At 69.0% G+C, this 24750-nt stretch carries 22 protein-coding genes; 13 read left to right on the top strand and 9 right to left on the bottom strand.

The window, feature by feature from the left end; all coding sequences use genetic code 11:
- Positions 1–12: 12 nt before the first annotated feature.
- From BLT21_RS03805 to BLT21_RS03790, 4 genes are read right to left on the bottom strand one after another with little or no spacing between them, the layout of a single operon-like run.
- Positions 13–1860 (bottom strand): cytochrome bc1 complex cytochrome b subunit, encoded by a 1848-nt coding sequence (locus BLT21_RS03805; RefSeq protein WP_091499514.1) that lies wholly within the window; start codon positions 1858–1860, stop codon positions 13–15.
- Positions 1857–2933 (bottom strand): cytochrome bc1 complex Rieske iron-sulfur subunit, encoded by a 1077-nt coding sequence (locus tag BLT21_RS03800; protein WP_091499512.1) that lies wholly within the window; start codon positions 2931–2933, stop codon positions 1857–1859. The genes BLT21_RS03805 and BLT21_RS03800 overlap by 4 nt, the downstream gene beginning before the upstream one ends.
- A gap of 36 nt (positions 2934–2969) precedes the next feature.
- Positions 2970–3770, bottom strand: coding sequence for a cytochrome bc1 complex diheme cytochrome c subunit (locus BLT21_RS03795; RefSeq protein ID WP_091499510.1), 801 nt, complete (start codon positions 3768–3770; stop codon positions 2970–2972).
- 17 nt (positions 3771–3787) lie between these two features.
- On the bottom strand, positions 3788–4432 hold the full coding sequence (locus BLT21_RS03790; protein WP_091499508.1) for an aa3-type cytochrome oxidase subunit III: 645 nt from the start codon (positions 4430–4432) through the stop codon (positions 3788–3790).
- Positions 4433–4553: 121 nt separating this feature from the next.
- On the opposite strand from BLT21_RS03790, the gene trpD reads away from it, so the two are divergent.
- The 3 genes from trpD (at position 4554) to BLT21_RS03775 (ending at position 7237) form a co-directional block, all read left to right on the top strand.
- Positions 4554–5603 carry an anthranilate phosphoribosyltransferase gene (gene trpD / locus BLT21_RS03785; protein ID WP_091499507.1) on the top strand — a complete coding sequence of 350 codons (1050 nt, stop codon included), beginning with the start codon at positions 4554–4556 and terminating at the stop codon, positions 5601–5603.
- A 93-nt stretch (positions 5604–5696) separates the two neighbouring features.
- Entirely contained in the window at positions 5697–6188 is a 492-nt protein-coding gene (locus tag BLT21_RS03780; protein WP_091499505.1) for an aromatic ring-opening dioxygenase LigA, read from the top strand.
- A gap of 50 nt (positions 6189–6238) precedes the next feature.
- Positions 6239–7237: a PHP domain-containing protein gene (locus BLT21_RS03775; RefSeq protein WP_091499502.1), complete on the top strand. Its 999-nt coding sequence runs from the start codon at positions 6239–6241 to the stop codon at positions 7235–7237.
- A gap of 17 nt (positions 7238–7254) precedes the next feature.
- Here the strand turns inward: BLT21_RS03775 and BLT21_RS03770 are convergent, their stop codons facing one another.
- From BLT21_RS03770 to BLT21_RS03760, 3 genes are all read right to left on the bottom strand, one after another.
- Positions 7255–8172 carry a 5'-3' exonuclease gene (locus BLT21_RS03770; RefSeq protein WP_091499499.1) on the bottom strand — a complete coding sequence of 306 codons (918 nt, stop codon included), beginning with the start codon at positions 8170–8172 and terminating at the stop codon, positions 7255–7257.
- A 43-nt stretch (positions 8173–8215) separates the two neighbouring features.
- Complete coding sequence (locus tag BLT21_RS03765) at positions 8216–8662, bottom strand: hypothetical protein (RefSeq protein ID WP_091499496.1); 447 nt, start codon at positions 8660–8662, stop codon at positions 8216–8218.
- Between the two features lie 233 nt (positions 8663–8895).
- Positions 8896–9438: a hypothetical protein gene (locus BLT21_RS03760; RefSeq protein WP_091499494.1), complete on the bottom strand. Its 543-nt coding sequence runs from the start codon at positions 9436–9438 to the stop codon at positions 8896–8898.
- Positions 9439–9527: 89 nt separating this feature from the next.
- Between BLT21_RS03760 and BLT21_RS03755 the strand changes: the two genes are divergently transcribed.
- The 4 genes from BLT21_RS03755 to BLT21_RS03740 all read left to right on the top strand — a co-directional run bounded on the left by BLT21_RS03755 (position 9528) and on the right by BLT21_RS03740 (position 14597).
- Positions 9528–9947 (top strand): YchJ family protein, encoded by a 420-nt coding sequence (locus BLT21_RS03755; RefSeq protein ID WP_091499491.1) that lies wholly within the window; start codon positions 9528–9530, stop codon positions 9945–9947.
- 231 nt (positions 9948–10178) lie between these two features.
- Entirely contained in the window at positions 10179–11636 is a 1458-nt protein-coding gene (gene rpsA, locus BLT21_RS03750) for a 30S ribosomal protein S1 (RefSeq protein ID WP_091499489.1), read from the top strand.
- A gap of 124 nt (positions 11637–11760) precedes the next feature.
- On the top strand, positions 11761–13437 hold the full coding sequence (locus tag BLT21_RS03745) for a sensor histidine kinase (RefSeq protein ID WP_091499486.1): 1677 nt from the start codon (positions 11761–11763) through the stop codon (positions 13435–13437).
- Entirely contained in the window at positions 13434–14597 is a 1164-nt protein-coding gene (locus tag BLT21_RS03740) for a nucleotidyl cyclase domain-containing protein (protein WP_091499483.1), read from the top strand. Before BLT21_RS03745 ends, BLT21_RS03740 begins: the two co-directional genes overlap by 4 nt.
- A 20-nt stretch (positions 14598–14617) precedes the next feature.
- Here BLT21_RS03740 and BLT21_RS03735 read toward each other — a convergent pair whose 3' ends face one another.
- Complete coding sequence (locus BLT21_RS03735) at positions 14618–15343, bottom strand: response regulator transcription factor (protein ID WP_143024935.1); 726 nt, start codon at positions 15341–15343, stop codon at positions 14618–14620.
- 92 nt (positions 15344–15435) lie between these two features.
- Here BLT21_RS03735 and coaE point away from each other — a divergent pair, with 92 nt between their 5' ends.
- Together coaE and uvrB are read left to right on the top strand one after the other, a co-directional pair.
- Positions 15436–16041 (top strand): dephospho-CoA kinase, encoded by a 606-nt coding sequence (coaE, locus tag BLT21_RS03730; protein ID WP_091499478.1) that lies wholly within the window; start codon positions 15436–15438, stop codon positions 16039–16041.
- Positions 16042–16104: 63 nt separating this feature from the next.
- A complete protein-coding gene (gene uvrB, locus BLT21_RS03725; RefSeq protein ID WP_091499476.1) occupies positions 16105–18186 on the top strand; it encodes an excinuclease ABC subunit UvrB in 2082 nt (693 codons plus the stop codon).
- A 30-nt stretch (positions 18187–18216) separates the two neighbouring features.
- Here uvrB and BLT21_RS03720 read toward each other — a convergent pair whose 3' ends face one another.
- Positions 18217–18453 (bottom strand): hypothetical protein, encoded by a 237-nt coding sequence (locus BLT21_RS03720; protein ID WP_176786801.1) that lies wholly within the window; start codon positions 18451–18453, stop codon positions 18217–18219.
- Positions 18454–18495: 42 nt separating this feature from the next.
- On the opposite strand from BLT21_RS03720, the gene BLT21_RS03715 reads away from it, so the two are divergent.
- From BLT21_RS03715 to rapZ, 4 genes are all read left to right on the top strand, one after another.
- Positions 18496–18933 (top strand): MarR family winged helix-turn-helix transcriptional regulator, encoded by a 438-nt coding sequence (locus tag BLT21_RS03715; protein ID WP_091499471.1) that lies wholly within the window; start codon positions 18496–18498, stop codon positions 18931–18933.
- Between the two features lie 81 nt (positions 18934–19014).
- On the top strand, positions 19015–21900 hold the full coding sequence (gene uvrA, locus BLT21_RS03710) for an excinuclease ABC subunit UvrA (protein WP_091499468.1): 2886 nt from the start codon (positions 19015–19017) through the stop codon (positions 21898–21900).
- A gap of 1 nt (position 21901) precedes the next feature.
- Positions 21902–23800, top strand: a complete 1899-nt coding sequence (gene uvrC / locus BLT21_RS03705) for an excinuclease ABC subunit UvrC (protein ID WP_091499465.1) — start codon at positions 21902–21904, stop codon at positions 23798–23800.
- Between the two features lie 33 nt (positions 23801–23833).
- Complete coding sequence (rapZ, locus tag BLT21_RS03700) at positions 23834–24709, top strand: RNase adapter RapZ (RefSeq protein WP_371113417.1); 876 nt, start codon at positions 23834–23836, stop codon at positions 24707–24709.
- Positions 24710–24750 lie beyond the last annotated feature (41 nt).

Genomic DNA, 24750 nt, shown 5'->3' with positions numbered 1-24750 from the left:
ACAGGTCCGGGATCAGTCCTTCTTGTCGTCCGTGCGGTCGCCGTCATCGTCGGTGACGATGATGTTCGAGGGACGGTTGGCGGTCTCGACGCCCACCCCCTCGTCGATCGGCCGGTGCGGAGCGTCGGGCACGCCGGCGCGCTCGTGCGCACCCTGCAGCTCGGCATCCTCTTCCTCGGCGATGTGCTCGAGGTCGTGCTGCGCGTGGGCACGCGCCGCCTCGAGCTCGCCCTGGGTGAGGGGGGCGAGACGATCCTCGAAGAACCACCGCGACAGACCGGCACGGATGTTCTCGTGCCAGGGGATCTGACCCTTGTCGTTCGGGCGGACCACCAGCGGAGCGTTGGTGGTGTAGTCCACCAGCTTGACCAGCTCGTACTCGTCGACGGGCTGGTGCACCTCGATGTACTCACCACCGGGAAGGCGGACGATGCGACCGGACTCGTAGCCGTGCAGGGCGATCTCGCGGTCCTTCTTCTGCAGGGCGATGCAGATGCGCTTCGTGACGAAGTACGCCACGATCGGGCCGAGGATGAGCATCGCCTGCAGGGTGTGGATGACACCCTCCATCGTGAGGTGGAAGTGCGTGGCGATGATGTCCGACGAAGCCGCCGCCCACAGGACCGCGTAGAAGGTCACGCCGGCCGCGCCGATCGCGGTGCGGGTCGCCGCGTTGCGGGGACGCTCGGCGATGTGGTGCTCGCGCTTGTCACCGGTGACCCACGCCTCGATGAAGGGGTAGAACATCACCAGCATGATGAACACGCCGAGACCGACGAGCGGAACCAGGATGTTGAACGACCAGGTGTGGTCGAACAGCACGAACTCCCAGTGCGGCGGGACGAGGCGCAGCGCGCCGTCGGCGAAGCCGATGTACCAGTCGGGCTGCGTACCGGCCGACACCGGGGAGGGGTCGTAGGGTCCGTAGTTCCAGATCGGGTTGATCGTGAACAGCGCCGCGATGAGCACCAGCACGCCGAAGACGATGAAGAAGAACCCGCCCATCTTGGACATGTAGACCGGCATCATCGGGTAGCCCACGACGTTGTTGTTCGTGCGGGCGGGCCCGGCGAACTGCGTGTGCTTGTTGACGATCATCAGCATGAGGTGAGCCGCGATGAGGGCGACCAGGATCGCGGGCAGCAGCAGGATGTGCAGCGCGTACAGACGCCCGACGATCTCGGTGCCGGGGAACTCGCCGCCGAAGAGTAGGAACGAGGTCCACGTGCCGATCAGCGGGATGCCCTTGATCATGCCGTCGATGATGCGCAGACCGTTGCCCGAGAGCACGTCGTCGGGCAGCGAGTATCCCGTGAAGCCCTCGGCCATGGCGAGGATGAACAGGATGAAGCCGATGACCCAGTTGAGCTCGCGGGGCTTGCGGAACGCGCCGGTGAAGAACACGCGGAGCATGTGCACGCCGATGCCGGCCACGAAGACCAGCGCGGCCCAGTGGTGGAGCTGGCGCACCAGCAGGCCGCCGCGGATGTCGAACGAGATCTCGAGCGTCGAGGCCATCGCCGCGGACATCTCGAGGCCACGCATCGGCGCGTAGGCGCCGTAGTAGTGGGTCTCCGCCATCGACGCCTCGAAGAAGAACGTCAGGAACGTTCCCGAGAGCAGGACGACGACGAACGACCACAGCGCGATCTCGCCGAGCATGAACGACCAGTGGTCGGGGAAGATCTTCCGGCCGAGCTCCTTGACCAGGCCCGAGATGCTCGTGCGCTCGTCGAGGTAGTTCGCGACGCCGCCGACGAACTTGCCGCCGAGGGGCTTGTCCGCGGGACGGGTCGGGCCGTCAGCGTGGACCGCAGGCGCGGTCGTGACGTTCTCCGTGGGGTGGGTGGAGGTGCTCAATGACGCTCCCAGAAGCTCGGGCCGACCGGTTCGTTGAAGTCGCTGCGTGCGATCAGGTAGCCCTCGTCGTCGACGGTGATCGGGAGCTGGGGCAGGGGACGGGCAGCGGGGCCGAAGATGACCGCGGCCGCGTTGGTGACGTCGAACTGCGACTGGTGGCAGGGGCACAGCAGGTGGTGGGTCTGCTGCTCGTAGAGCGCGACAGGGCAGCCGACGTGCGTGCACACCTTGGAGTAGGCGACGATGCCGTCGTACGACCAGTCCTTGCGCTCCTCGGCCTCGTTGAGCTGCTCGGGGAGCAGGCGCATCAGCAGCACGATGGCCTTGGCCTTCTCCTCGAGGTAGCCGTCGTGATGCGCCAGCGTCGCGAGCGACTCCGGGATGACGTGGACGGCGGAGCCGAGGGTGAGGTCGGCGGCACGGATGGGCTTGCCGGTCGGGTCGTGGGCGAGACGCATGCCCTCTTCCCACATCGTGTGCTTCAGCAGGTAGACCGGGTCGCCCGCGTTCGGGTTCTCCGGCGAGCTGTGTGGTGCCAGGCCGCGGAACAGGGTGATACCCGGCAGCACGGACGCCGCGAGGGCGACGAAGAGCGAGTTGCGCACCATCGTGCGGCGGCCGAAGCCGGACTCCTCGTTCGCGTCGGCGAACACCTGGACGGCTGCGGATCGCGTGTTCTCGCTGCCGCGCGTCGAGTGGCGCTCCTCGATGTACTCGGTGTCCGCCATGACGGCCTTCGACCAGTGGATGGCACCGATGCCGATGGCGAGGAGAGCTGTGGCGATGCCCAGTCCGATGAACAGGTTGTTCCGACGGATGTCGCTGACCAGCCCGCTCTCGATCGGGAAGATCAGGTAGGCCGCGATGGCCCAGATGCTCGCTGCCGCCGACAGGTAGAACAGCGTGTACACCGTGCGGACCGCGCGCGCCATGGCGACGGGGTCCTTGTCGGTGACGCGCTTGCGGTGGGGTGCGAGCCCGGGGTTCTGCACCGGGTCGGACACCGCGACGGCGAGCCCCGATGAGGGCACCGGGGAAGCAGCAACCTGCTCGGGCGCCTTCTCGTCAGCCATTTTGCTCCTTGTGCGTTGCTTCGATCGTCACGGTTCTCAGTTCGACTTCGCGGTGATCCACACCGTGATGGCGACGAGGGAGCCGATGCCGAAGATCCAGATGAACAGACCCTCCGAGACGGGGCCGAGAGAGCCGAGCGACAGACCGCCGGGCGAGTTCTCGGTCGGGCGGATCATCAGGTAGCTGATGATGTCGCGCTTCTCCTCCGTGGTGAGGGTCATGTCGTTGAAGACGGGCATGTTCTGCGGGCCGGTGACCATGGCCGCGTACATGTGCAGCGGCGACGTGGTGGTGAGCGGCGGGGCGTACTTGCCCTCGGTGAGGGCGCCGCCGGCTCCGGCGACGTTGTGGCACATCGCGCAGTTGATCCGGAAGAGCTCGGCGCCATGCGAGACGTCGCCTTCGCCGTCGAGGACCTCGGACGCGGGGTAGGTCGGGCCGGGGGCCTCGGACTGCACCCACGCGGCGATGGCCTCGATCTGCTCCTCCGTGAACTGGACGGGCTTCTGCGGCGCCTGCGGCCCCTGCATCTGCAGCGGCATACGGCCGGTGGCCACCTGGAACTCGACCGACAGCTCGCCCACGCCGTAGAGCGAGGGGCCGTCGTTCGTGCCCTCGAGGTTGAGGCCGTGACAGGTGGCGCAGTTGGCCTGGAACAGCTTCTTGCCGTCCTCGACCGTCAGGGTCGACGCCGTCTGCGTCGTGTCGCCGGCCGCCATCGCGGCGGTGGCGCCGGCGTAGCCTCCGCCGGTGACGAGCAGTCCGATTCCGATCAGCGCGGCGGCAGCCCACTTGCTGCGACGTCCGCCGTTGCGGCGCGGGTTCTTGGATGCCATGGGTGAATCAGCTCCGGTTACTTCAGGAAGTAGATGACGGCGAACAGGACGAGCCACACCACGTCGACGAAGTGCCAGTAGTACGACACGACGATGGCGGACGTCATCTCTTTCCGGCCGAAGTTCTTGACGGCGAAGGCGCGCCCGATGACGAGGAGGAACGCCACGAGACCACCGGTGACGTGGAGGGCGTGGAAGCCGGTGGTGATGTAGAAGGCCGAAGCATACGAGTCGGCCTGGATGGGCATGCCCTCGGCGATGAGGGTGGCGTACTCCCACACCTGGCCGGAGACGAAGATCGCGCCCATGACGAACGTGAGGAAGAACCACTCGACCATGCCCCACTTGCGCACGTTCCAGATCGCGCCGGAGCGGTACGGGCGGAAGTGCTCGGCGTTGTGGACACCGATCTGCGCGGTCACCGAGGACAGCACGAGGATGAGCGTGTTCACGAACGCGAACGGGATGTTCAGCAGTTCCGTGCGGTCCGCCCACAGCTCGGGGGAGGTGTTGCGGAGCGTGAAGTAGATCGCGAAGAGGCCTGCGAAGAACATGACCTCGCTGCCGAGCCACACGATGGTGCCCACGGCCACCGGGTCCGGCCGCTTGACCGAGCGCAGGGCCTGGGAATACGTCGCTGGAGTGGTCGTCACGGCATCCATTATGGCCGATTCGGAGGGTGGTTTCTGCATCGCTGAAGGTCGGATCCCGCCGGGTCGTGGTTAGGGCAACCTAAGAACGGGCCGAAAGAAGCCCGACAACCGGCCGATAGGATCGTGTGTCATGGCTCAGTACGCGTGGCGCGACATCCTGACCGATCTTCTCGAGGGGCGCGACCTCAGCGTGTCGGCGGCGACCTGGGCGATGCGCGAGGTCATGGCGGGTCGGACGACGGACGCGCAGCTCGGGGGCTTCCTGGTGGCGCTCCGGGCCAAGGGCGAGACGGTGGACGAGATCGTGGGCTTCCGCGACGCGATCCTCGAGGCGGCTCTTCCGCTGGACGTGCCGACCGATGCGCTCGACATCGTCGGCACGGGAGGCGATCGTTTCGGCACCGTCAACGTGTCGACGATGGCGTCGATCGTCGCGGCGGCGACGGGTGTGCCGGTCGTCAAGCACGGGAACAAGGCGGCGAGCTCGAAATCGGGGTCCTCGGACGTGCTCGCGGCGCTCGGCATCGACCTCTCCATCGATCCCGTCGACGTCGCGCGCGTGCTCGAGGAGGCGGGCATCACCTTCGCGTTCGCCTCGGCCTTCCATCCCGGGTTCCGGCACGCGGGCGCCGCGCGCGCGGAGCTCGGCATCCCCACGGTCTTCAACTTCCTCGGGCCCCTCTCGAATCCCGCGCGCGCCGAGGCGAACGCGGTCGGCGTCGCCCACCTCGACCGGGTGCCGCTCATCACGGGCGTGTTCCGGACCCGCGGTGCCACCGCGCTCGTCTTCCGAGGAGACGACGGACTCGACGAGCTGACGACGACCGGGCACAGCCGCATCTGGGAGGTCAGCCGGGGCGACATCCACGAGCACGACCTCGATCCGCGCGACCTGGGCATCCCGCTCGCCCGCATCGATGACCTCATCGGCGGTGAACCGCAGCACAACGCCGAGGTCGTCCGCCGCGTGCTCGCGGGGGAGAGGGGCCCGGTCCGCGACATCGTGCTGCTGAACGCCGCGGCCGGCATCGTCGCCTACCGCCTGTGGCGGGATGCCGCTCAGGTGCAGCGCCCCATCCTGGAGCGGCTCGCCGAGGCGTCGACGTCCGCGGCCGACGCGATCGACTCGGGGGCGGCATCGGGCACGCTCGAACGGTGGATCGCCGCGGCGTCCCGCTGAGGTCAGACCACATCGGTTTTACACGGCGACGCGAGAGCGGTGCTGGGCGCGACGCTCCATAGCGTGAGGGACAACGCACCCGAGGAGGAACCGATGTCCCACACCACGCCCACCGCCGATACGGTCGAGGCCCCTGTCCGCTCCACCGGTCTGGTCAAGATCCTGGGCATCCTGGGGATGCTCGGCGGAATCGTCCTGATCGTGGGCGGCATCGTCGTCTGGTCGGTCGTATCGGGTCAGCTGCGGGCCGAGAACATCGTCGTGCCCGACGATGCGGCCGCGTTCCAGGGCCAGACCGTCGCGGGACCGTTCACGGCCTACGTGCAGGCCGACATCATCCAGCACCACGCGCTCGACGCTTCGGGTGGCCAGACCTACGCCGAGCTCGAGAAGGACGATCCGGTCCGCGCGACGATGATGAACGCGTCGTTCCTGCGGGCATCGCTGTTCACGTCGGTCGTGTCGTTCGGTGTCGCCGCCTTCGCGATGGGCGTGGGTATCCTGTCGATCATCTTCGGCCTCGCGGTTCACCGCTTGGCCTCGGCGCCGGTCGTCGTCCGTCGCACGGCGGTGACCTCCGGCTGAGCAGGGAGGAACGGAGGCCCGTGCCGCGGCACGGGCTTCCGCATACGCCTATGGACCCCGTCGACGCCCTCACCGAGATCGCCGAGCTCCTCGAACGCGAGCGCTCGTCCACGTACAAGTCGAAGGCGTTCCGCGCGGCGGCCGACGCGATCCGCGACCTGCCGGAATCGCAGCTGAGCGACACCGCGGGGTTGCGCCGCCGTGCGGGGATCGGCGAGCGCACCCTGTCGGTGATCCTCGAGGCGCGGGAGGGGCGGATCCCCGCGTACCTGGCGGACCTGCGGGAACGGCGCGGGGTGGTACCCGGGGGCGAGCTGCGCCGCCGGCTGCGCGGTGACCTGCACTGCCACTCCGAGTGGTCGGACGGCACGACGCCGATCGCCGAGATGGTCGCCGCGGCCCGAGCGCTCGAGCACGAGTACCTCGCCCTCACCGACCATTCGCCGCGGCTGCGCGTCGCGCGGGGGCTCTCCCCCGAACGCCTGCGCGAGCAGCTGAAGGTCGTCGCGGAGATGGGCGGCGGCGGGTTCACCCTGCTCAGCGGGATCGAGGTGGACATCCTCGACGACGGCGCGCTCGACCAGGAGGACGAGTTGCTGCGCCGGCTCGACATCGTGGTCGCCTCGGCCCACTCGAAGCTGCGGATGCCGCGGGCGGCGATGACGCGCCGACTCGTGGGCGCAGCATCCGACCCGCGCGTGGACGTCCTCGGTCACGTGACGGGCCGGCTGGTCGAGGGGGAGCGCGGCACGCGCCCGCCCTCGGACTTCGATCCGGAGCCGGTGTTCGCTGCCTGTGCGGCCCACGGCGTCGCGGTCGAGATCAACTCACGGCCCGAGCGGCAGGATCCCCCGGACGAGCTGATCGCGATGGCGCTGCACGCCGGCTGCCTCTTCGCCATCGACTCGGATGCGCACGCGCCGGGCCAGCTGTCGCTCCTGGACTACGGCGCCGAGCGCGCTGAACGGCTCGGCGTCCCGGCGGAGCGGATCGTGACCACGTGGCCTCTCGATCGGCTGCGGGAATGGACGGGTCGCGAGCGAGGCTGACGTCCGAGCGGTCGGCGTCAGGCGCGGGCGCCGAGCGCCGCGGCGGCACGCGAGGGTGAGCTGCCGAGTCCTCTCTCGCTGGTGAGTCGCTCGACCTCGTCTGCGTCTGCCGCACGGATGCGGGCGTCGATGTCGGGGATGTCGAGGTCGCGGACCACCCGTACGACCCGTGGGGCGACGGCGAGGTAGTCGGCGGCGGCGGCCAGCTTCGTGCGGACTCCCGCCGTCATTCCCTCGCCGCGATCGGCGGCGGCGAGGATGCCGTCCAGGTCTCCGTGAGCGGCGAGCAGGGTCGCCGCGGTCTTGTCGCCGACGCCCGCGACACCGGGCAGCCCGTCGGACGCATCGCCGCGCATGGTGGCGAAGTCGGCGTACTGGTCTGGACGCACGGCGTACTTCGCCGTGACCGCCTCGTCGGTGAGGACCTCGAGGTTGCTCATCCCGCGGCCCGTGTAGATGACGCGGACGCCCCGCGAATCGTCGACGAGCTGGATCAGGTCGCGGTCGCCGGTCACGACGTCGACGGGCATCGCGGCACGGGTCGCGAGCGTGCCGATGACGTCGTCCGCCTCGTGCTCCGCGGCGCCGACGATCGGGATGCCGAGCACGCGGAGGCTCTCGCGGATGGCCGGGATCTGCTGCTCGAGCGGATCGGGCACGACTTCGACGTCGGGGCCGGAGGCGACCACCTCGGCCACCCGGTGCGTCTTGTAGGTGGGGATGAGATCGACCCGCCACTGCGGTCGCCAGTCATCATCCCAGCAGGCGACGAGGTGCGTGGGCTCGTAGATCGTGACGAGCTTGGCGATCATGTCGAGGAAGCCGCGGACCGCGTTCACCGGCCGCCCCTCCGGATCCTTCACCGAGTCGGGCACGCCGTAGAACGCGCGGAAGTACAGGGACGCGCTGTCGAGCAGCATGAGGCGGTCGCTCATCGCATCATCCTGGCACGCCGCGCGACGTGCGCAGCAGCCCGTCTCAGCAGCCGGGACCGGCGGGCGGTTCGGCGCACGTCCGCTCGACGAGGGTGCTGCGAGCCTCCAGCACGTCGACGGCGTAGCCGGCGGTCGGTATGTCGAGGGTTCCGGGCACGGCGCGCCAGCCACGGCCGAAGTCGACCTCGGCGCGGTATCGCACGGTCGCGGACGCGACATACGTGCCCCGCTGGCGGTAGACGTGACCCGTCGAGGCGCCCGGGCTCAGCTCGGCTCCGTCGCCCGGCGCGACGATGGTCTCGATCGGGGTGAACCGCACGGTGACCGGCAGGTCGAACAGCGTGCCGGTCGCGCTGTGGGCGGACGCCGACACGGCGAAGTCCACCGGAAGTCCCACGACTGCGTAGCCCACGGGGTCGCTCGTCAGCGCGGTCGGCCGCGGCGCGAACGACGCGATGTCGGCGATCGTGGCCTGGGGCAGCAGCGACACGGTGAAGTTCTCGCACCGGTTGAGCGCCCCGCAGTCCTGCTCTGGTCTAGTGCGATCGGCGCGTGCCTCGTCGTGCTCCGCTGAAGGTGGGCGCGTCAGCTGCGCGCTGACCTCCAAGCTGCTTCCCCGGTTCTCAAGGTCGCACGTCGCGGTCCATGATCCAACCCCCGCGCAACCGCCACCGGATGACGACGAGGTACCGGTCACAATTAGAAGAAGAAGGGCGACTTCGGTCAGCAACCCGGTGCCCCCTCCCGGCCGATGATCCTCGTGACGACTGGGTGGGCATCGAACGCCCTGTCGATGATCACTAGGAGACTCTGGACCGGCACTCGCTCGGGCGAGACGAGCGACTCTCCGTTTGAGGCCCGAACGTCCACTGCCGATACGTCGAGGCAGACCGCGAGTTCGACCTGTGTCTGCTCGACCACAGCTATGGGCTCCACTAACGAGATGCGAGACGCGCCGTAGACACGAGCGCCTTGCCAGTGAAAGCTGCTCAACCCGTTGCGATCCGCCTCATTCACCTCGCCGGTGGTGAGGGCGAAGACGGGCTCGAAAGTGCTCGGGTCGGACAGGTCGACGGCGTTGAGAGCGTCGACATAGGCGCGGTACGTCGCCTCGGCCGCCTCGAAGGCCGCGGCATCGTCGTCGGAGGGGGAGGGCGACGAGAGCACGGGACTCGAGACGGGCGGCGCGGCGGGACTCCCGCATCCGGTCAGCAGCACGGCGGCGGTGATGAGGGCGGCGACGGCATGGTCACGTCGGACGAACATGGGGCGACGGTATCGAGATCGGCGCGCCGGCACCGCGGTTGTCCACAGGGGCGTCTCCTAGGCTGGTGGCATGAGGATGCGGGACCCCCATGTCGTTCGGTGAGGCCGCACGTCGGCGCCGTCCCGACGCGTCGTCGCCCTGCCCCTGCGGAGGGGGAGCCTTCGGTTCGTGCTGTGGCCCGATCCTCGCGGGTCGGGAGGCGCGGACGGCCGAGCAGCTGATGCGCTCGCGATACACGGCGTTCGCCGTCGGCGACACCGCGCATCTCGCGCGCACGTGGCATCCGGCGACCCGTCCCGACGACCTCGACGCCGCGGGGGCGGACCGGTGGACGGGTCTCACGATCGTCCGATCCGTCGGCGGTGACGCGGACGGATCGGGCGCGGTCGAGTTCCGCGCGGGATGGCGCTCGGGCGGCGAGGAGGGCGAGCTCCACGAGGTGAGCAGCTTCACCCGCATCCGCGGCCGATGGGTCTACGTCGGGGGCATCGTCGACCCGTCGTCGTGATGGTCGGAGGTCCGTCCGCACGGCTCCCGCCGAGACCGCGGATCGCGCCTCGCAGGACTGGAACGACGCGGGTCTGCTCTGGTACCCTGGATCGTCACTCGCATGGCTTCGTCGCCGTGCGTCCGAGACGCTTCATCCACAATCACCCGCCGCGGCAGAGGCCGTCGTCTTTCCGACGACGTCCCGGACTCGCGGCCCGACACCCCTGACCCAACAAGGACAACCCACTACATGACTAACGCAACGACCGCCCCGGCCACCAAGCAGGTCGCTATCAACGACATCGGATCTGCTGAGGACTTCCTGGCCGCGGTCGAGAAGACTCTGAAGTTCTTCAACGACGGCGACCTCATCGAAGGCACCGTGGTGAAGATCGACCGCGACGAGGTCCTCCTCGACGTCGGATACAAGACCGAGGGCGTCATCCCCTCGCGCGAGCTCTCCATCAAGCACGACGTCGACCCCAACGAGGTCGTCAAGGTCGGCGACGAGGTCGAAGCCCTCGTTCTCCAGAAGGAGGACAAGGAAGGCCGCCTCATCCTCTCCAAGAAGCGCGCGCAGTACGAGCGCGCCTGGGGCGATGTGGAGAAGATCAAGGAGAACGACGGTGTCGTCACCGGCTCCGTGATCGAGGTCGTCAAGGGCGGTCTGATCGTCGACATCGGCCTCCGCGGCTTCCTGCCGGCGTCGCTCATCGAGCTGCGCCGCGTCCGCGACCTCACGCCGTACCTCGGTCAGGAGATCGAGGCCAAGATCCTCGAGCTCGACAAGAACCGCAACAACGTCGTGCTCTCGCGCCGCGCCCTGCTCGAGCAGACGCAGTCCGAGTCGCGCACCACGTTCCTCAACAACCTGCACAAGGGCCAGGTCCGCAAGGGCGTCGTCTCGTCGATCGTCAACTTCGGTGCGTTCGTCGACCTGGGCGGCGTGGACGGCCTCGTGCACGTCTCCGAGCTCTCGTGGAAGCACATCGAGCACGCCTCCGAGGTCGTCGAGGTGGGCCAGGAGGTCACCGTCGAGATCCTCGAGGTCGACCTCGACCGCGAGCGCGTCTCCCTGTCGCTGAAGGCGACGCAGGAGGACCCGTGGCAGGTCTTCGCCCGCACCCACGCGATCGGTCAGGTCGCGCCGGGCAAGGTCACCAAGCTCGTTCCGTTCGGTGCATTCGTGCGCGTCGCGGACGGCATCGAGGGCCTCGTCCACATCTCGGAGCTCTCGGGCAAGCACGTCGAGCTCGCCGAGCAGGTCGTCTCGGTCGGTGAAGAGGTCTTCGTGAAGATCATCGACATCGACCTCGAGCGTCGCCGCATCTCGCTGTCGCTCAAGCAGGCGAACGAGTCGGTCGACCCCTACGGCACCGAGTTCGACCCGGCCCTCTACGGCATGGTCACCGAGTACGACGAGAACGGGGAGTACAAGTACCCCGACGGCTTCGACCCGGAGACCAACCAGTGGAAGGAAGGCTTCGACGAGCAGCGTCTGGCCTGGGAGGCCGAGTACGCGGCTGCCCAGGGTCGCTGGGAGGCTCACAAGGCCGCCGTCGTCAAGGCACTCGAGGCCGAGGCTGCGGCTCCGGCCGACAACGGCTCGTCGTTCTCGTCGGACGTCCAGTCCGCGACGACCGGCGGCGGCACGCTGGCCGATGACGAGGCTCTCGCCGCTCTGCGCGAGAAGCTCTCGGGTCGCTGAGCTCACACTGATACACCGGAAGGGTCGGGGCCTCGTGCTCCGGCCCTTCCGCCGTTTCCGGACGGAACCCGGCACATCGCGCCAAGCGCGCGCCGAGCCGTCCCGGACGCGATAGTTTCGGAGCATGGAGACCGAGCCGCCGCACCGCACGCGAGCGACCTACGTTCTCCCCGCGCCGCCGCGCTGGGTCGACGCCGTCCTCGGAGACGGCGACCGGGCGCGATCGGCGATGCTCAACCAGATCGTCGTGACCTCCGTGGTCCTGATCGTCGCCCTGACCGGACTCCTCGTGGGTTTCCGGGGCGACACGGGAATGTTCTTCCTCGCCGTCACCGGCGTCTTCGTCCTCTCCGGCGCCGCGATCATCGTCCCCTGGGGTCATCTCCCTCAGCTCTGGCTCATCCTCATCCCGGTCGGCGACGTCGTCGCCGTCGCCGTCATGCGGGTCGCCGAGCCCACCGGGGGATTCGGACTCCTCTGGGTCTTCCCGGTCATCTGGCTGGCCGCCGGGTTCGGAACCCTCGGATGGATCGGGGGCGTGGCGGTCGCCCTCGCCGCGTACGGCACGACCGAGGCGATCATCCGAGCCGCACCCTCGTCGTTCGGATTCCTCCTGCTCCCGCTCCTCCTCATCGCGGTGAGCACCTCGACGTACCTCAGCAGCCGGCGCGCGAACGCGCAGCGTCTGCTCCTCGACCGTCAGGCCACGGTGCTCACCCAGTCGCTCGAACGCGCGCGCCGCCACGAGCAGGTGCTGACCGAGGCGCTCGACCGCGTGGACTTCGGAGTGGCCCGCATCGAGACGGACGGATCGGCATCCATCATCAACGACGCGCACGCCCGGCTCCTCCGCGGCTCCCGGACGAGCGGGATGCCCGACATCTACTCCGCCGACGGCTCGACTCTCCTGATGGCCGAGGAGCACCCCCTCGCCCGGGTCCGGCGGGGCGAGGCGTTCACCGACGCGCGCATGCAGGTCGGGTCCGACGACAGCCGGCGCGTGCTGAGCGTCTCGGCCCGCCGCATCATCGAACCCGACGGACGAGACTCCGGTGCCGTCGTGGTCACGCGCGACGTGACCGCCGAGACCGACGCCTCGCGCGAACGCGACGCGCTCGTCTCGTCGGTGTCGCACGAGCTCCGCACCCCGCTGACCTCCATCCTCGGCTACCTCGAGCTCGCCATCGACACCCCGGGCGTACCCGAGGCCGCCCTCGAGAACCTGCGGGTCGCCGATCGGAACGCCGACCAGCTCCTGCGCCTCGTGGGCGACGTCCTCGCGGCATCGAGCCAGAGCAAGTCGGCCGCCCAGCTGACCGTGGCTCCCGCAGACATCGATCTCGTCGAGATCGTCAACGCTGCGGTGGAGTCGATCCTGGTCAGCGCGGGTGAGCGGGGCATCGCGATCGATGTGTCGCGGGTCGAGCCGGCCCGCGCGTACGCCGATCCGGTGCGGATCCGTCAGGTCCTCGACAACCTGCTCTCCAACGCGGTGAAGTACAACCGGCCGCGCGGGCGCGTATCGGTCGCGACCTCCGTCGGCGACCAGTGGGCGCTCATCGCGGTGCAGGACTCCGGCGTGGGCCTGAACGAGGAGGACCTCGGGTCGGTGTTCCAGCGCTATTACCGCGGCGCGGCGGTACGCGACTCGTCGGTCTCGGGCAGCGGACTCGGCCTGGCGATCAGCCGCGACATCGTCCGCAGGCACGGCGGCGACATCACCGTCAGCAGCGTGCTCGGGGTCGGTTCGACGTTCTCGGTGACGCTTCCCGCACGACGACCGGGGAGTCCCGCATCATGATCGATCAGTTCTCGGTCTCGCTCGTCACCGCCGTCGTCGTCCTCGTGTGCGCCGTGCTGTTCGTCTTCGACACACTGCTGCGCCGACCCGAGCAGAGCGGTCGTTTCTGGGCGGTCGGATTCCTGTCGGCCGTGCTGACCACGATGTTCTACCTCGTCTGGGCGAGCGCTCCCGACACCACCTGGGCCGTGGTCTGCGGCAACACCGCCTCCGTCGTCGGCACGGGGCTCATGTGGCTGGGATGCCGCGCCTACAACCGCCGTCCGGTGCTCCTCCCGGGAGTCGCCGTGGCCGTCGCCGGTGCGGCCACCGCGGTCGCCGCCGCCGTCGAGTTCGCGCTCGGCGGTGACGACTGGTCGGGGGCGTTCGTCATGTTCGCCGCTCTCAGCGTGCTCGCCGCGGCCGCCTCGGCGGAGTGCTTCCGCGGTGCGCTGCGATCCTCTCGCAATGCACTGCCGCTCGGCCTCGTCTTCGGCATCCAGGGGCTCTTCTACCTGGTCCGGGTGGTCGTCGTCGCGACCCAGGGCTATGGGGAGACCTTCCACCTGTGGGTCGGAACGATCGCGACGAGCATCCTGACGGTCGTCCTGTCGATCACCGCAGTCGTCGCCGCCTCGGTGCTCCGCGCCGGTCGAGCCGGCGTCCGAGGTTCGGAAGGCACGGACGGGCGCGGTGCGGGTCCGGGCGAGATCGCCACGGTGGCAGGTTTCCAGCGCGCGGTCGCCATCAGCGCGGAGCGCGCGAGGGCCCGGCGTGAGCTCATCGCGGTGTGGGTCATCGAGCTCGACGGCCTCGAGTACATCGCGACCGCATTCGGTCTGGACGTCGCCGACGAGGTGGTGCGGACGTGGCGCGGGACGATGACCGCGAACGCGCCCACCCTCGCGATCCTCGGAGAGGTCGGCTCGGAGCGCATCGGTGTGGTCACGGTCGTCGGGTCGGCCGCGGACGCGCGCCGGCAGGCGATGGCGCTCTACCGATCGCTGTTCGAGTCGCTGGGATCGATCGAGGGCGGCGTGCTTCCGGCGATCGGGGTCGGCGTCGCGCTGAGCGACGTCGTCGGGTACGACCCCGACGCCCTGATCGAGGTCGCCGCGACCACGGCGACGCGGGCATCGTCCGGGGTCGCCTCCGCCGTGCTGCTCGCCGAGCCCGCCTGAGCCCGGAGCGGCGTGCCGGGTCAGGCCTGGTCGAGGCGGTAGCCCGTCCCCTGATCGGAGACGATGCGCACCGACGATCGCGCCGACGCGAGCGCGTCGCGGAGGCTTTCGACACTGCGCTCGACAGCGCGCACCTCGTCGGCATCGGGCTCCTCGGAGCGCGACCGCGATCGGATCGCCGTCGCGATCTCGCCCTTGGTCCGTGAACGTCCCTGTGCGTCGAGCAGGGCCCGGAGGACGGCGCCGTCGGCGGGCGTGGTGACGAGCGGTGCGTCGGCGATCCGGAAGCCCGCGCCGTTCCACGAGACGTCGGCGAAGGTCACGTCGGCCCCGCCCGGCTCGGCGGGCACGGTGATCGCGTCGAGGACGGGGGAGTCGCCCCGCCGTCGCCGCGACGGGATGGCGGCGAGGCGAGCCTTCAGGTCACGCGGCCGGAACGGCTTGCCGAGGTACTCGTCGCCGCCCGCGGCGCGGCCGCGCTCGGCATCGCCGGGCTCGACGAACGCGGAGATGAAGATGATGTATGTGTCGCTGAAACCGCGGACGCGGCGCGCCACTTCGAAGCCGTCGATTCCCGGGATGTTGACGTCGAGGGTCGTGACGTCGGGGGAGACGTCGCGGATCAGTTCGACGGCATCGAGCCCGTTCTCGGTCGAGTGAACGGCGAAACCGCTCGACTCGAGGATCGCGGTGAGCAGGCTGCGGATGTCGGCCTGGTCCTCGACGATGACGGCGGTGCGTTCCACGGCGATCCCACCTTCCGCGGGTCTGTCAGGACACCATCGTATCCATCGCCTCCCGTCGCGCCCGGGCTGGCGCGCGTGGCATCCTCGGGTGTATGCCTCTCATCGCATTGACCGGCGGGATCGCATCCGGCAAGTCCACGATCGCGCGCCGGCTCGCCGAGCTCGGAGCGATCGTCGTCGACGCCGACGCGATCGTCCGCGACGTGCAGGGTGCGGGGTCGCCCGTGCTCGACGCCATCGCCGCGGAGTTCGGCCCGACGGTCGTCTCCGCCGACGGCGAGCTCGACCGGCCCGCGCTCGCAGCCGTCGTCTTCGTCGACCCGGCGGCGCGGGAGCGGCTGAACGCGATCGTGCACCCGGCCGTGCGCGCCGAGTCGCAACGTCGCTTCGACGACGCGCTAGCGGCACCCGGAGCCGTCGTGGTCTACGACGTTCCTCTCCTCGTCGAGGCCCGCGTCGACGATCCCTGGGACCTCATCGTCGTCGCCCACGCCCCGGCGGCGCTGAGACGCGAACGGCTGCACCGGCTGCGCGGGATGTCGCTCGAGGAGGCCGATCGGCGCATCTCATCGCAGGTCGACGACGAGCAGCGCCTCGCGATCGCCGATGTCGTGATCGACACGGCCGGCGACCTCGCGAGCACACGGGAGCAGGTCGACCGACTGTGGGCCCGGATCACGCCGCAGGCGAATACGTAGCACGCACGCACGCTCTGAGCGAAGACCCGGCCGCGTGTCGGAGCCCCGGCCTACGCTGGGAGCATGCAGACGACGCGCTCCGTGCGACCCTTCGAGGTCGTCAGCGAATACGTTCCGAGCGGTGACCAGCCCCAGGCGATCGCCGATCTCGCGGGCAGGATCAACGCCGGTGAGACGGATGTCGTCCTCCTCGGCGCCACCGGTACCGGCAAGTCGGCGACGACGGCCTGGCTCATCGAACAGGTGCAGCGCCCCACGCTCGTGATGGCGCACAACAAGACGCTCGCGGCGCAGCTGGCGAACGAGTTCCGCGACCTCATGCCCAACAACGCCGTCGAGTACTTCGTCAGCTACTACGACTACTACCAGCCCGAGGCCTACGTGCCCCAGACCGATACGTTCATCGAGAAGGACTCGTCGATCAACGCCGAGGTCGAGCGGTTGCGGCATTCGACGACCAACTCGCTGCTGAGCCGACGCGACGTGGTGGTGGTCAGCACCGTCTCGTGCATCTACGGCCTCGGTGCGCCCGAGGAGTACCTGCGCGCGATGGTCGCCCTGCAGGTGGGGGAGCGGTACGACCGCGACGCCCTCATCCGCAAGTTCATCGCGATGCAGTACAACCGCAACGACGTCGATTTCTCACGCGGCAACTTCCGCGTGCGCGGCGACACGATCGAGATCATCCCCGTCTATGAGGAGTATGCGATCCGCATCGAGCTCTTCGGCGACGAGATCGAAGCGCTGTACATGCTGCACCCGCTCACGGGCGACATCGTGCAGAAGATGGACAGCGTGCCGGTGTTCCCGGCCTCGCACTACGTCGCCGGCACCGAGACGGTCCAGCGAGCCATCGGCACGATCGAGCACGAGCTGGGCGAGCGGCTGAAGGAGTTCGAAAGCCAGGGCAAGCTGCTCGAGGCGCAGCGCCTGCGCATGCGTACGACCTTCGATCTCGAGATGCTGCAGCAGCTCGGATTCTGCTCGGGCATCGAGAACTACTCCCGCCATCTCGATGGCCGTTCGCCCGGCGACCCGCCGCACACGCTGCTCGACTTCTTCCCCGACGACTTCCTGCTCGTGATCGACGAGTCGCACGTGACGGTGCCGCAGATCGGGGCCATGTACGAAGGCGATGCGTCGCGCAAGCGCACCCTCGTCGACCACGGGTTCCGTCTGCCGAGCGCGATGGACAACCGTCCGCTGCGGTTCGACGAGTTCAAGGAGCGCGTCGGGCAGACCGTCTACCTCTCGGCGACGCCGGGCCGCTACGAGATGGGGATCGCCGACGGCGTGGTCGAGCAGATCATCCGCCCGACCGGTCTGATCGATCCCGAGATCATCATCAAGCCGTCGAAGGGGCAGATCGACGACCTCCTCGAGGAGATCCGGCTGCGCGTCGAGCGCGACGAGCGCGTCCTCGTCACGACCCTGACGAAGAAGATGGCCGAGGAGCTCACCGACTTCCTCGGCGAGCACGGCGTCCGGGTGCGATACCTGCACTCCGACGTCGACACCCTGCGCCGTGTCGAGCTGCTCACCGAGCTGCGGCAGGGCGCTTACGACGTCCTCGTCGGCATCAACCTGCTGCGCGAGGGACTCGACCTTCCCGAGGTGTCGCTGGTGGCGATCCTCGATGCCGACAAGGAAGGGTTCCTGCGCTCGGGCACCTCGCTGATCCAGACGATCGGGCGCGCTGCGCGAAACGTGTCAGGGCAGGTGCACATGTACGCCGACAAGATCACCGACTCGATGGCCGCGGCGATCGACGAGACGGAGCGACGTCGCGAGAAGCAGATCGCCTACAACCTCGAGAACGGGATCGACCCGCAGCCGCTGCGTAAGAAGATCGCCGACATCACCGACGCACTCGCCCGCGAGGCGTCGGATACGCGCGACCTGTTGAACGGCAAGGCCACCGCGCGGAACAAGTCGGGGAAGGGCAAGAGCCCGACGCCCCAGCTGCGTCGTGAAGGGATCGCGGCCGAAGGCGCGCAGCAGCTGGAGTCGACGATCGAGGATCTCTCGCAGCAGATGCTCGCCGCTGCGGCCGAGCTGAAGTTCGAGCTCGCCGGGCGACTGCGCGACGAGGTGCAGGACCTGAAGAAGGAGCTGCGGGCGATGGAACGGGCCGGGCACGCCTGACCCGGCACCGCCGGTCATCTCCGCTCGCGGTCAGCGCGGGCAGTGCAGCAGAGGTTTGGGGCCGGAGCGGTCGACTTCGTGTTCCGTCATGGGGTGCCCGCACAGCGGGCATGCGCGCCCCGTGCGTTCCGGCTCCGGCTCGGACTCGTAGGGGCCGACCGACGCGGGACCAGCGGCGCGGATGAGCCGCGCGTTGAGGTAGGCGTACCACCCGCCCGCCTCGCGGACGCGCGTGCTGAGGGAGGGGCGGCGGTCATGCTCGGTCATGATCATGAGTGTACTAACGATTAGTGCATGTAGGATTCGAGCGTGCAATCCGCCGATGACCTGCTCAAGCTCGACAACCAGCTCTGCTTCGCCCTGGTCACCGCCGCGCGGAACGTGGTGGCCGTCTACCGGCCCATTCTGGAGCCGCTCGGCCTCACGCATCCGCAGTACCTCGTGATGCTCGCGCTCTGGGAGACGTCGCCGCTGGCGCTCGGCGAGCTCGCTGCCGACCTGGCCATGGAGCCGGCGACCCTGTCGCCGCTGGTCAAGCGACTCGAGACCCAGGGGCTCGTGACGCGCGGGCGGCGTGCGGGCGACGAGCGGGTGCTCGAGATCGGGCTGACGGACGAGGGGAGAGTGCTGCGTTCGCGTGCGCTGCGTGTCCCGGAGCAGGTCATGGCGGCGGTCGGCATGACCGTCGACGAGGTCACGACTCTGCGCGACGGCCTCGCGCCCTTCGCGGGCCGGCGCTCGCGGTGATCCCCGGGCGCGCCCTAGCGCATGGGTGAGCCGAGGGCGAACCCCGGAGCCCGTGTCGGAGGCCCCACCTAGACTTGTGCGGTGCCCATCGTCCCCGTCGCTTCCTCTTCGAAACTCAGCGTCCGCGGTGCCCGCGTCCACAACCTCAAGGGCGTGGACCTCGACATCCCGCGCGACAGTCTCGTCGTCTTCACCGGCCTCTCCGGCTCCGGCAAGTCGAGTCTCGCCTTCGACACGATCTTCGCCGAAGGGCAGCGCCGTTACGTCGAATCGCTGAGCGCGTACGCGCGTCAGTTCCTCGGGCAGGTCGACCGTCCCGACGTCGACTTCATCGAGGGGCTCAGCCCCGCCGTGTCGATCGACCAGAAGTCGACCAACCGCAACCCGCGATCGACGGTCGGCACGATCACCGAGATCCATGACTACATGCGCCTGCTCTGGGCGCGCATCGGCGTGCCCCACTGCCCGGAGTGCGGCGAACGCATCCAGCGGCAGACGGTGCAGCAGATCGCCGATCAGCTGATGGAGCTCCCCGAGCGCACCCGGTATCAGGTCGTCGCCCCCGTCATCACGCAGAAGAAGGGCGAGTTCGTCGACCTCTTCAAGGAGCTCAGCGCCAAGGGTTACGCGCGCGCCGTCGTCGACGGCGACGTCATCTCCCTGGCCGAGCCGCCGACGCTGAAGAAGAGCTACAAGCACGACATCGCCGTCGTCGTCGACCGCCTCGTGGCGGGTCCCGACCTCCTCGGACGCGTCACCGACTCGGTCGAGACCGCGCTGACGCTCGCGGGCGGCGTCATCCAGGTCAACTTCGTCGATGAAGAGGGTGACGACGCGTGGCAGAGCTTCAGTGAGAAGCTCGCCTGCCCGAACGGGCATGCGATCCAGCTCACCGAGATCGAGCCGCGCACGTTCTCGTTCAACGCGCCCTTCGGCGCCTGCCCGACCTGCTCCGGTCTCGGCACGCGGATGTCGGTCGACGCCGAGCTGATGCTCGGAGACGAAGACCTGTCGATCGCCGAGGGCGTGCTGCTGCCCTGGACCACGCAGGGCAAGGGTCTCTTCCAGTACTACGAGCGGCTGCTCGAGGGTCTCGCGTCCGACCTCAAGTTCTCGTTGAAGACCCCGTGGCGCAAGCTTCCCGCCGACGTTCAGGACGCGGTGCTGCGCGGCGAGAACTACAAGGTGACGGTGAAGTGGAAGAACCGCTACGGGCGCGAGATGCGCTACGCCTCCGGGTTCGAGGGCGTGATCCCGTACATCGAGCGCCAATACCTCCAGGCCGAGACCGACACGCAGCGTCAGCGGTGGTCGGAGTATCTGCGCGAGGTGCCGTGTCCCGCCTGTGACGGCGACCGCCTCAAGCCCGAGGTGCTCGCGGTACTCGTGCACGAGCACTCCATCGCCGACGTCGCGCGCCTGAGCCTCGCCGACGCCCAGGCGTACTTCAACCAGCTCGAGCTCACCGAGCGCGAGGCCAAGATCGCCGCTGCCGTGCTGCGCGAGATCCGCGCCCGGCTCGACTTCCTCATCGAGGTCGGCCTCAACTACCTCAGTCTCGGTCGCGCGGCGGGTTCGCTGTCGGGCGGCGAGGCACAGCGCATCCGCTTGGCGACGCAGATCGGATCGGGCCTCACCGGCGTGCTCTACGTGCTCGACGAGCCGTCCATCGGTCTGCACCAGCGCGACAACCGCAGGCTCATCGACACGCTCGTGAAGCTCAAGAACCTCGGCAACACCCTCATCGTCGTGGAGCACGACGAGGAGACCATCGCCGCGGCCGACTGGGTCGTCGACATCGGACCCCGCGCCGGCGTCGAGGGCGGGAACGTCGTCCACTCCGGACCGTACGACGCGCTCCTCGCCGACGAGGAATCGATGACCGGTGACTACCTCTCGGGGCGCCGATCGCTCGAGACCCCGGCCAAGCGTCGCAAGATCGACAAGAAGCGGATGCTGACGGTCGTGGGCGCCCGTGCCAACAATCTGCAGAACGTCACGGCCGAGTTCCCCCTCGGCGTGCTGACCTCCGTCACCGGAGTGAGCGGATCCGGCAAGTCGACCCTCGTCAACGGCATCCTCTACGAGGTCCTCGCGACCCGGCTCAACGGCGCCCGACGCGTCGCGGGCAAGCACACCCGCGTCACCGGCCTCGACAACCTCGACAAGGTCGTGCACGTCGATCAGGCCCCGATCGGGCGCACGCCGCGATCGAACCCCGCGACGTACACCGGCGTCTTCGACCGCATCCGCACCCTGTTCAGCGAGACGCCCGAGGCCAAGGTCCGCGGCTACCTTCCCGGCCGGTTCTCGTTCAACGTCAAGGGAGGCCGGTGCGAGGCGTGCTCCGGTGACGGAACGCTGAAGATCGAGATGAACTTCCTTCCCGACGTCTACGTCGACTGCGAGGTGTGCCACGGCAAGCGGTACAACCGCGACACGCTCGCCGTGCACTACAAGGGCAAGAACATCGCAGAGGTCCTCGAGATGCCCATCTCGGAGGCCGCCGACTTCTTCGAGCCGATCCAGGCGATCCACCGGTACCTCCGCACCCTCGTCGACGTCGGACTCGGCTACGTGCGTCTCGGACAGTCGGCCACGACGCTCTCCGGCGGCGAGGCGCAGCGGGTGAAGCTCGCGACCGAGCTGCAGCGCCGCTCGAACGGTCGCAGCGTCTACGTCCTCGACGAGCCGACGACGGGTCTGCACTTCGAAGACGTCCGCAAGCTCCTCGAGGTGCTCAACGGCCTCGTCGACAAGGGCAACACCGTCATCACGATCGAGCACAACCTCGACGTCATCAAGGCCTCGGACTGGGTCATCGACCTCGGTCCCGAGGGCGGTGCCGGCGGTGGCACGATCGTCGCGACGGGCACCCCCGAACAGGTCGCGGGCGTCGCTGAGAGCCACACGGGTCAGTTCCTCGCCGAGATCCTGGGGGCCCCGGCGGCGCGCAAGGCGGGCTGACGTGGCCAACGTCCTGCCCTACCGGCCGAAGGCGGGGGAGATCCCCACCGATCCCGGTGTGTACCGTTTCCGCGACGCCGAGGGCCGGGTCCTCTACGTCGGCAAAGCCAAGAACCTGCGGGCGCGCCTGTCGAACTACTTCGCGCCCCTCCACACCCTCCACGAGCGAACGCGTCGGATGGTCACGACCGCAGCCTCCGTCGAGTGGACGGTCGTCGCCACAGACGTCGACTCGCTCCAGTTGGAGTACATGTGGATCAAGGAGTTCGATCCGCCGTTCAACGTGCGGTACCGCGACGACAAGTCCTACCCGTTCATGGCCATCACCCTCGGTGACGAGGCGCCGCGCGTCATCGTCACCCGCAACCGGCGGATCCCCGGCGCGAAGTACTTCGGCCCGTATCCGAAGGTCTGGGCGGTCCACGAGACGATCGACCTGATGATCAAGGTCTTCCCGATCCGCACCTGCAGCGACTCGTCGTACAAGAAGGCGATGGCCTCGGGACGCCCGTGCTTCCCCGGTCAGATCGGCCGATGCGGCGGGCCCTGCTCGATGAAGGTCACGATCGACGAGCACCGCGCGATGGTCGACGACTTCGTCGCGTTCATGTCGGGCGGCGATCAGCGGTTCGCCCGCGACCTCACCGCGCGCATGCGCGAGGCCGCTGCGGCGATGGACTACGAATCCGCCGCGGTCTACCGCGACCGGTTGCAGGCGATCGACGCCGTGCTGAACAAGAGCGCACTGGTGCTCGAGGACGACATGGACGCCGATCTCTTCGGGATCGCCGAGGACGAGCTCGCCGCCGCCGTGCAGCATTTCGTCGTGCGCGGCGGGCGCATCCGCGGTGTCCGTGCGACGACGATCGAGAAGGAGATCGACATCTCCGGCGCCGACCTGGTCGATCAGGTGCTGCAGCGCACATACGGGGATGCCGCCGCCGGTGACATCCCGCGTCACGTCTTCGTCCCCACGCTGCCGGGCGATACCGGCCAGCTCGAGCAGTGGCTGCAGGACAGGCGCGGCAAGCGGGTCACGGTCCAGGTGGCGCAGCGCGGACGCAAGGCCGACCTGATGAGGACCGCCAGCATCAACGCGCAGCAGGCGCTGATGCTCCACAAGACCCGTCGCACGAGCGACTACGTCGCGCGGAGCCAGGCGTTGACCGACCTACAAGAGGCGCTGGGTCTCGAGGAGGCGCCGCTGCGCATCGAGTGCTACGACGTCTCGCACCTCTCCGGCACGAACGTCGTCGCGTCGCTCGTCGTCTTCGAGGACGGGCTGCCGCGAAAGGACCAGTACCGCATCTTCGGCGTCGGCGAGACGACCGACGACACCGACTCGATGTACCAGGTGCTCACGAGACGCCTCGCCTACCTCGATCGCCCCGACGACGACGATGAGCCCCTGCCCGACGCGACGGCGGACGGCGAGGTGGTCACCGCCCGCAAGCGTCCGCGGTTCGCCTACAGACCGCAGCTGCTCGTCGTCGACGGCGGCAAGCCGCAGGTCGAGGCGGCGGCGCGCGCGCTGGCCGACGCGGGCCACAGCGAGATCGCGCTCTGCGGCATCGCCAAACGGCTCGAGGAGATCTGGTTGCCGGGGGAGGAGTACCCGGTCATCCTTCCCCGCACCTCCGAGTCGCTCTACCTGCTGCAGCGGCTGCGCGACGAGGCTCACCGGTTCGCGATCGTCCATCAGCGCAAGCGCCGCAAGCGCGACATCACGTCGGTGCTCTCGGAGGTCCCCGGGCTGGGAGCCTCCCGCATCAAGGCGCTGCTGCGTCACTTCGGCTCGGTGTCGAAGCTGAAGCAGGCGACTCCCGACGAGATCCAGGAGCTGCCCGGCATCGGGCCGCGGCTGGCCCAAGCGATCCATCGCCACCTCGCGGACGGATAGGGTGGATCCCAGCGGACGACAGGGGTGATGACGGTGACCGACGAGGTACCGGCGGGCGAGATTCTCATCGTGACCGGCATGTCCGGCGCCGGCCGCACGACGGCGGCCAACGCGCTCGAGGACCTCGGCTGGTACGTCGTCGACAACCTGCCGCCGCAGATGCTGCGGCCACTGCTCGAACTCAGCGAGCTGGCGGGCAACGCACTGCCGCGAGTCGCGGCCGTGGTCGACGTCCGCGGCGGCGACCTGTTCGCCGCGCTTCCCGACATCACGCGCGCGCTGCGCCACGGACGCGCCCTCCGGGTGCTCTTCCTCGACGCGGCCGACGAGGTGCTCGTACGCCGCTTCGAAGCGGTGCGGCGCCCGCACCCGCTCCAGGGCGACGGAACGCTCGTCGACGGCATCCGCCGCGAGCGCGAACGCCTGGCGCCCATCCGTGAGAGCGCCGATGTCATCGTCGACACCTCGCGCGACAACATCCACCAGCTGGCGACCTACATCGCCGACCTGTTCACCGACGACGGCGCCGCTCGGCACACCGTGACCGTCATGAGCTTCGGTTTCAAGTACGGTCTGCCACCCGACGCCGACCTCGTCGCCGACATGCGCTTCCTGCCGAACCCGTTCTGGAATCCCGAGCTCAAGCCGCTCACGGGCGAGGACGAGGCCGTGCGCGAAGAGGTGCTCTCGCACGAGAACGCGCGCGAGTTCATCGACGCCTACGCGGCGGCGCTGGCCCCCGTGCTGCGGGGGTACCAGGAGGAGAACAAGCGCCACTCGGTCGTCGCGGTGGGGTGCACGGGCGGCAAGCACCGGTCGGTCGTGACCGCCCGGGAGCTCGCCCGACGGCTGTCGGCCCTCCCGGGTGTGGCGGTGCGACTCAAGCATCGCGACCTCGGTCGCGAGTAGGCTGTTCCTTCGTCCCCCCGAACCTCTCCCGAAGGAGCGCC

It is taken from the genome of Microbacterium sp. cf332, assembly GCF_900102175.1.
Taxonomy (GTDB): Bacteria; Actinomycetota; Actinomycetes; order Actinomycetales; family Microbacteriaceae; genus Microbacterium.
The sequence above is the reverse complement of the archived record's forward strand: the minus strand, read 5'-3'. Positions and strand labels throughout refer to the sequence as shown.

Coding starts and splice junctions, on each gene's coding strand:
- BLT21_RS03800 (WP_091499512.1), bottom strand. CDS start 2,933: ATGGCTGACGAGAAGGCGCCCGAGCAGGTTGCTGCTTCCCCGGTGCCC.
- BLT21_RS03795 (WP_091499510.1), bottom strand. CDS start 3,770: ATGGCATCCAAGAACCCGCGCCGCAACGGCGGACGTCGCAGCAAGTGG.
- BLT21_RS03790 (WP_091499508.1), bottom strand. CDS start 4,432: ATGGATGCCGTGACGACCACTCCAGCGACGTATTCCCAGGCCCTGCGC.
- trpD (WP_091499507.1), top strand. CDS start 4,554: ATGGCTCAGTACGCGTGGCGCGACATCCTGACCGATCTTCTCGAGGGG.
- BLT21_RS03780 (WP_091499505.1), top strand. CDS start 5,697: ATGTCCCACACCACGCCCACCGCCGATACGGTCGAGGCCCCTGTCCGC.
- BLT21_RS03775 (WP_091499502.1), top strand. CDS start 6,239: ATGGACCCCGTCGACGCCCTCACCGAGATCGCCGAGCTCCTCGAACGC.
- BLT21_RS03770 (WP_091499499.1), bottom strand. CDS start 8,172: ATGAGCGACCGCCTCATGCTGCTCGACAGCGCGTCCCTGTACTTCCGC.
- BLT21_RS03760 (WP_091499494.1), bottom strand. CDS start 9,438: ATGTTCGTCCGACGTGACCATGCCGTCGCCGCCCTCATCACCGCCGCC.
- BLT21_RS03755 (WP_091499491.1), top strand. CDS start 9,528: ATGTCGTTCGGTGAGGCCGCACGTCGGCGCCGTCCCGACGCGTCGTCG.
- rpsA (WP_091499489.1), top strand. CDS start 10,179: ATGACTAACGCAACGACCGCCCCGGCCACCAAGCAGGTCGCTATCAAC.
- BLT21_RS03745 (WP_091499486.1), top strand. CDS start 11,761: ATGGAGACCGAGCCGCCGCACCGCACGCGAGCGACCTACGTTCTCCCC.
- BLT21_RS03740 (WP_091499483.1), top strand. CDS start 13,434: ATGATCGATCAGTTCTCGGTCTCGCTCGTCACCGCCGTCGTCGTCCTC.
- coaE (WP_091499478.1), top strand. CDS start 15,436: ATGCCTCTCATCGCATTGACCGGCGGGATCGCATCCGGCAAGTCCACG.
- uvrB (WP_091499476.1), top strand. CDS start 16,105: ATGCAGACGACGCGCTCCGTGCGACCCTTCGAGGTCGTCAGCGAATAC.
- BLT21_RS03720 (WP_176786801.1), bottom strand. CDS start 18,453: ATGACCGAGCATGACCGCCGCCCCTCCCTCAGCACGCGCGTCCGCGAG.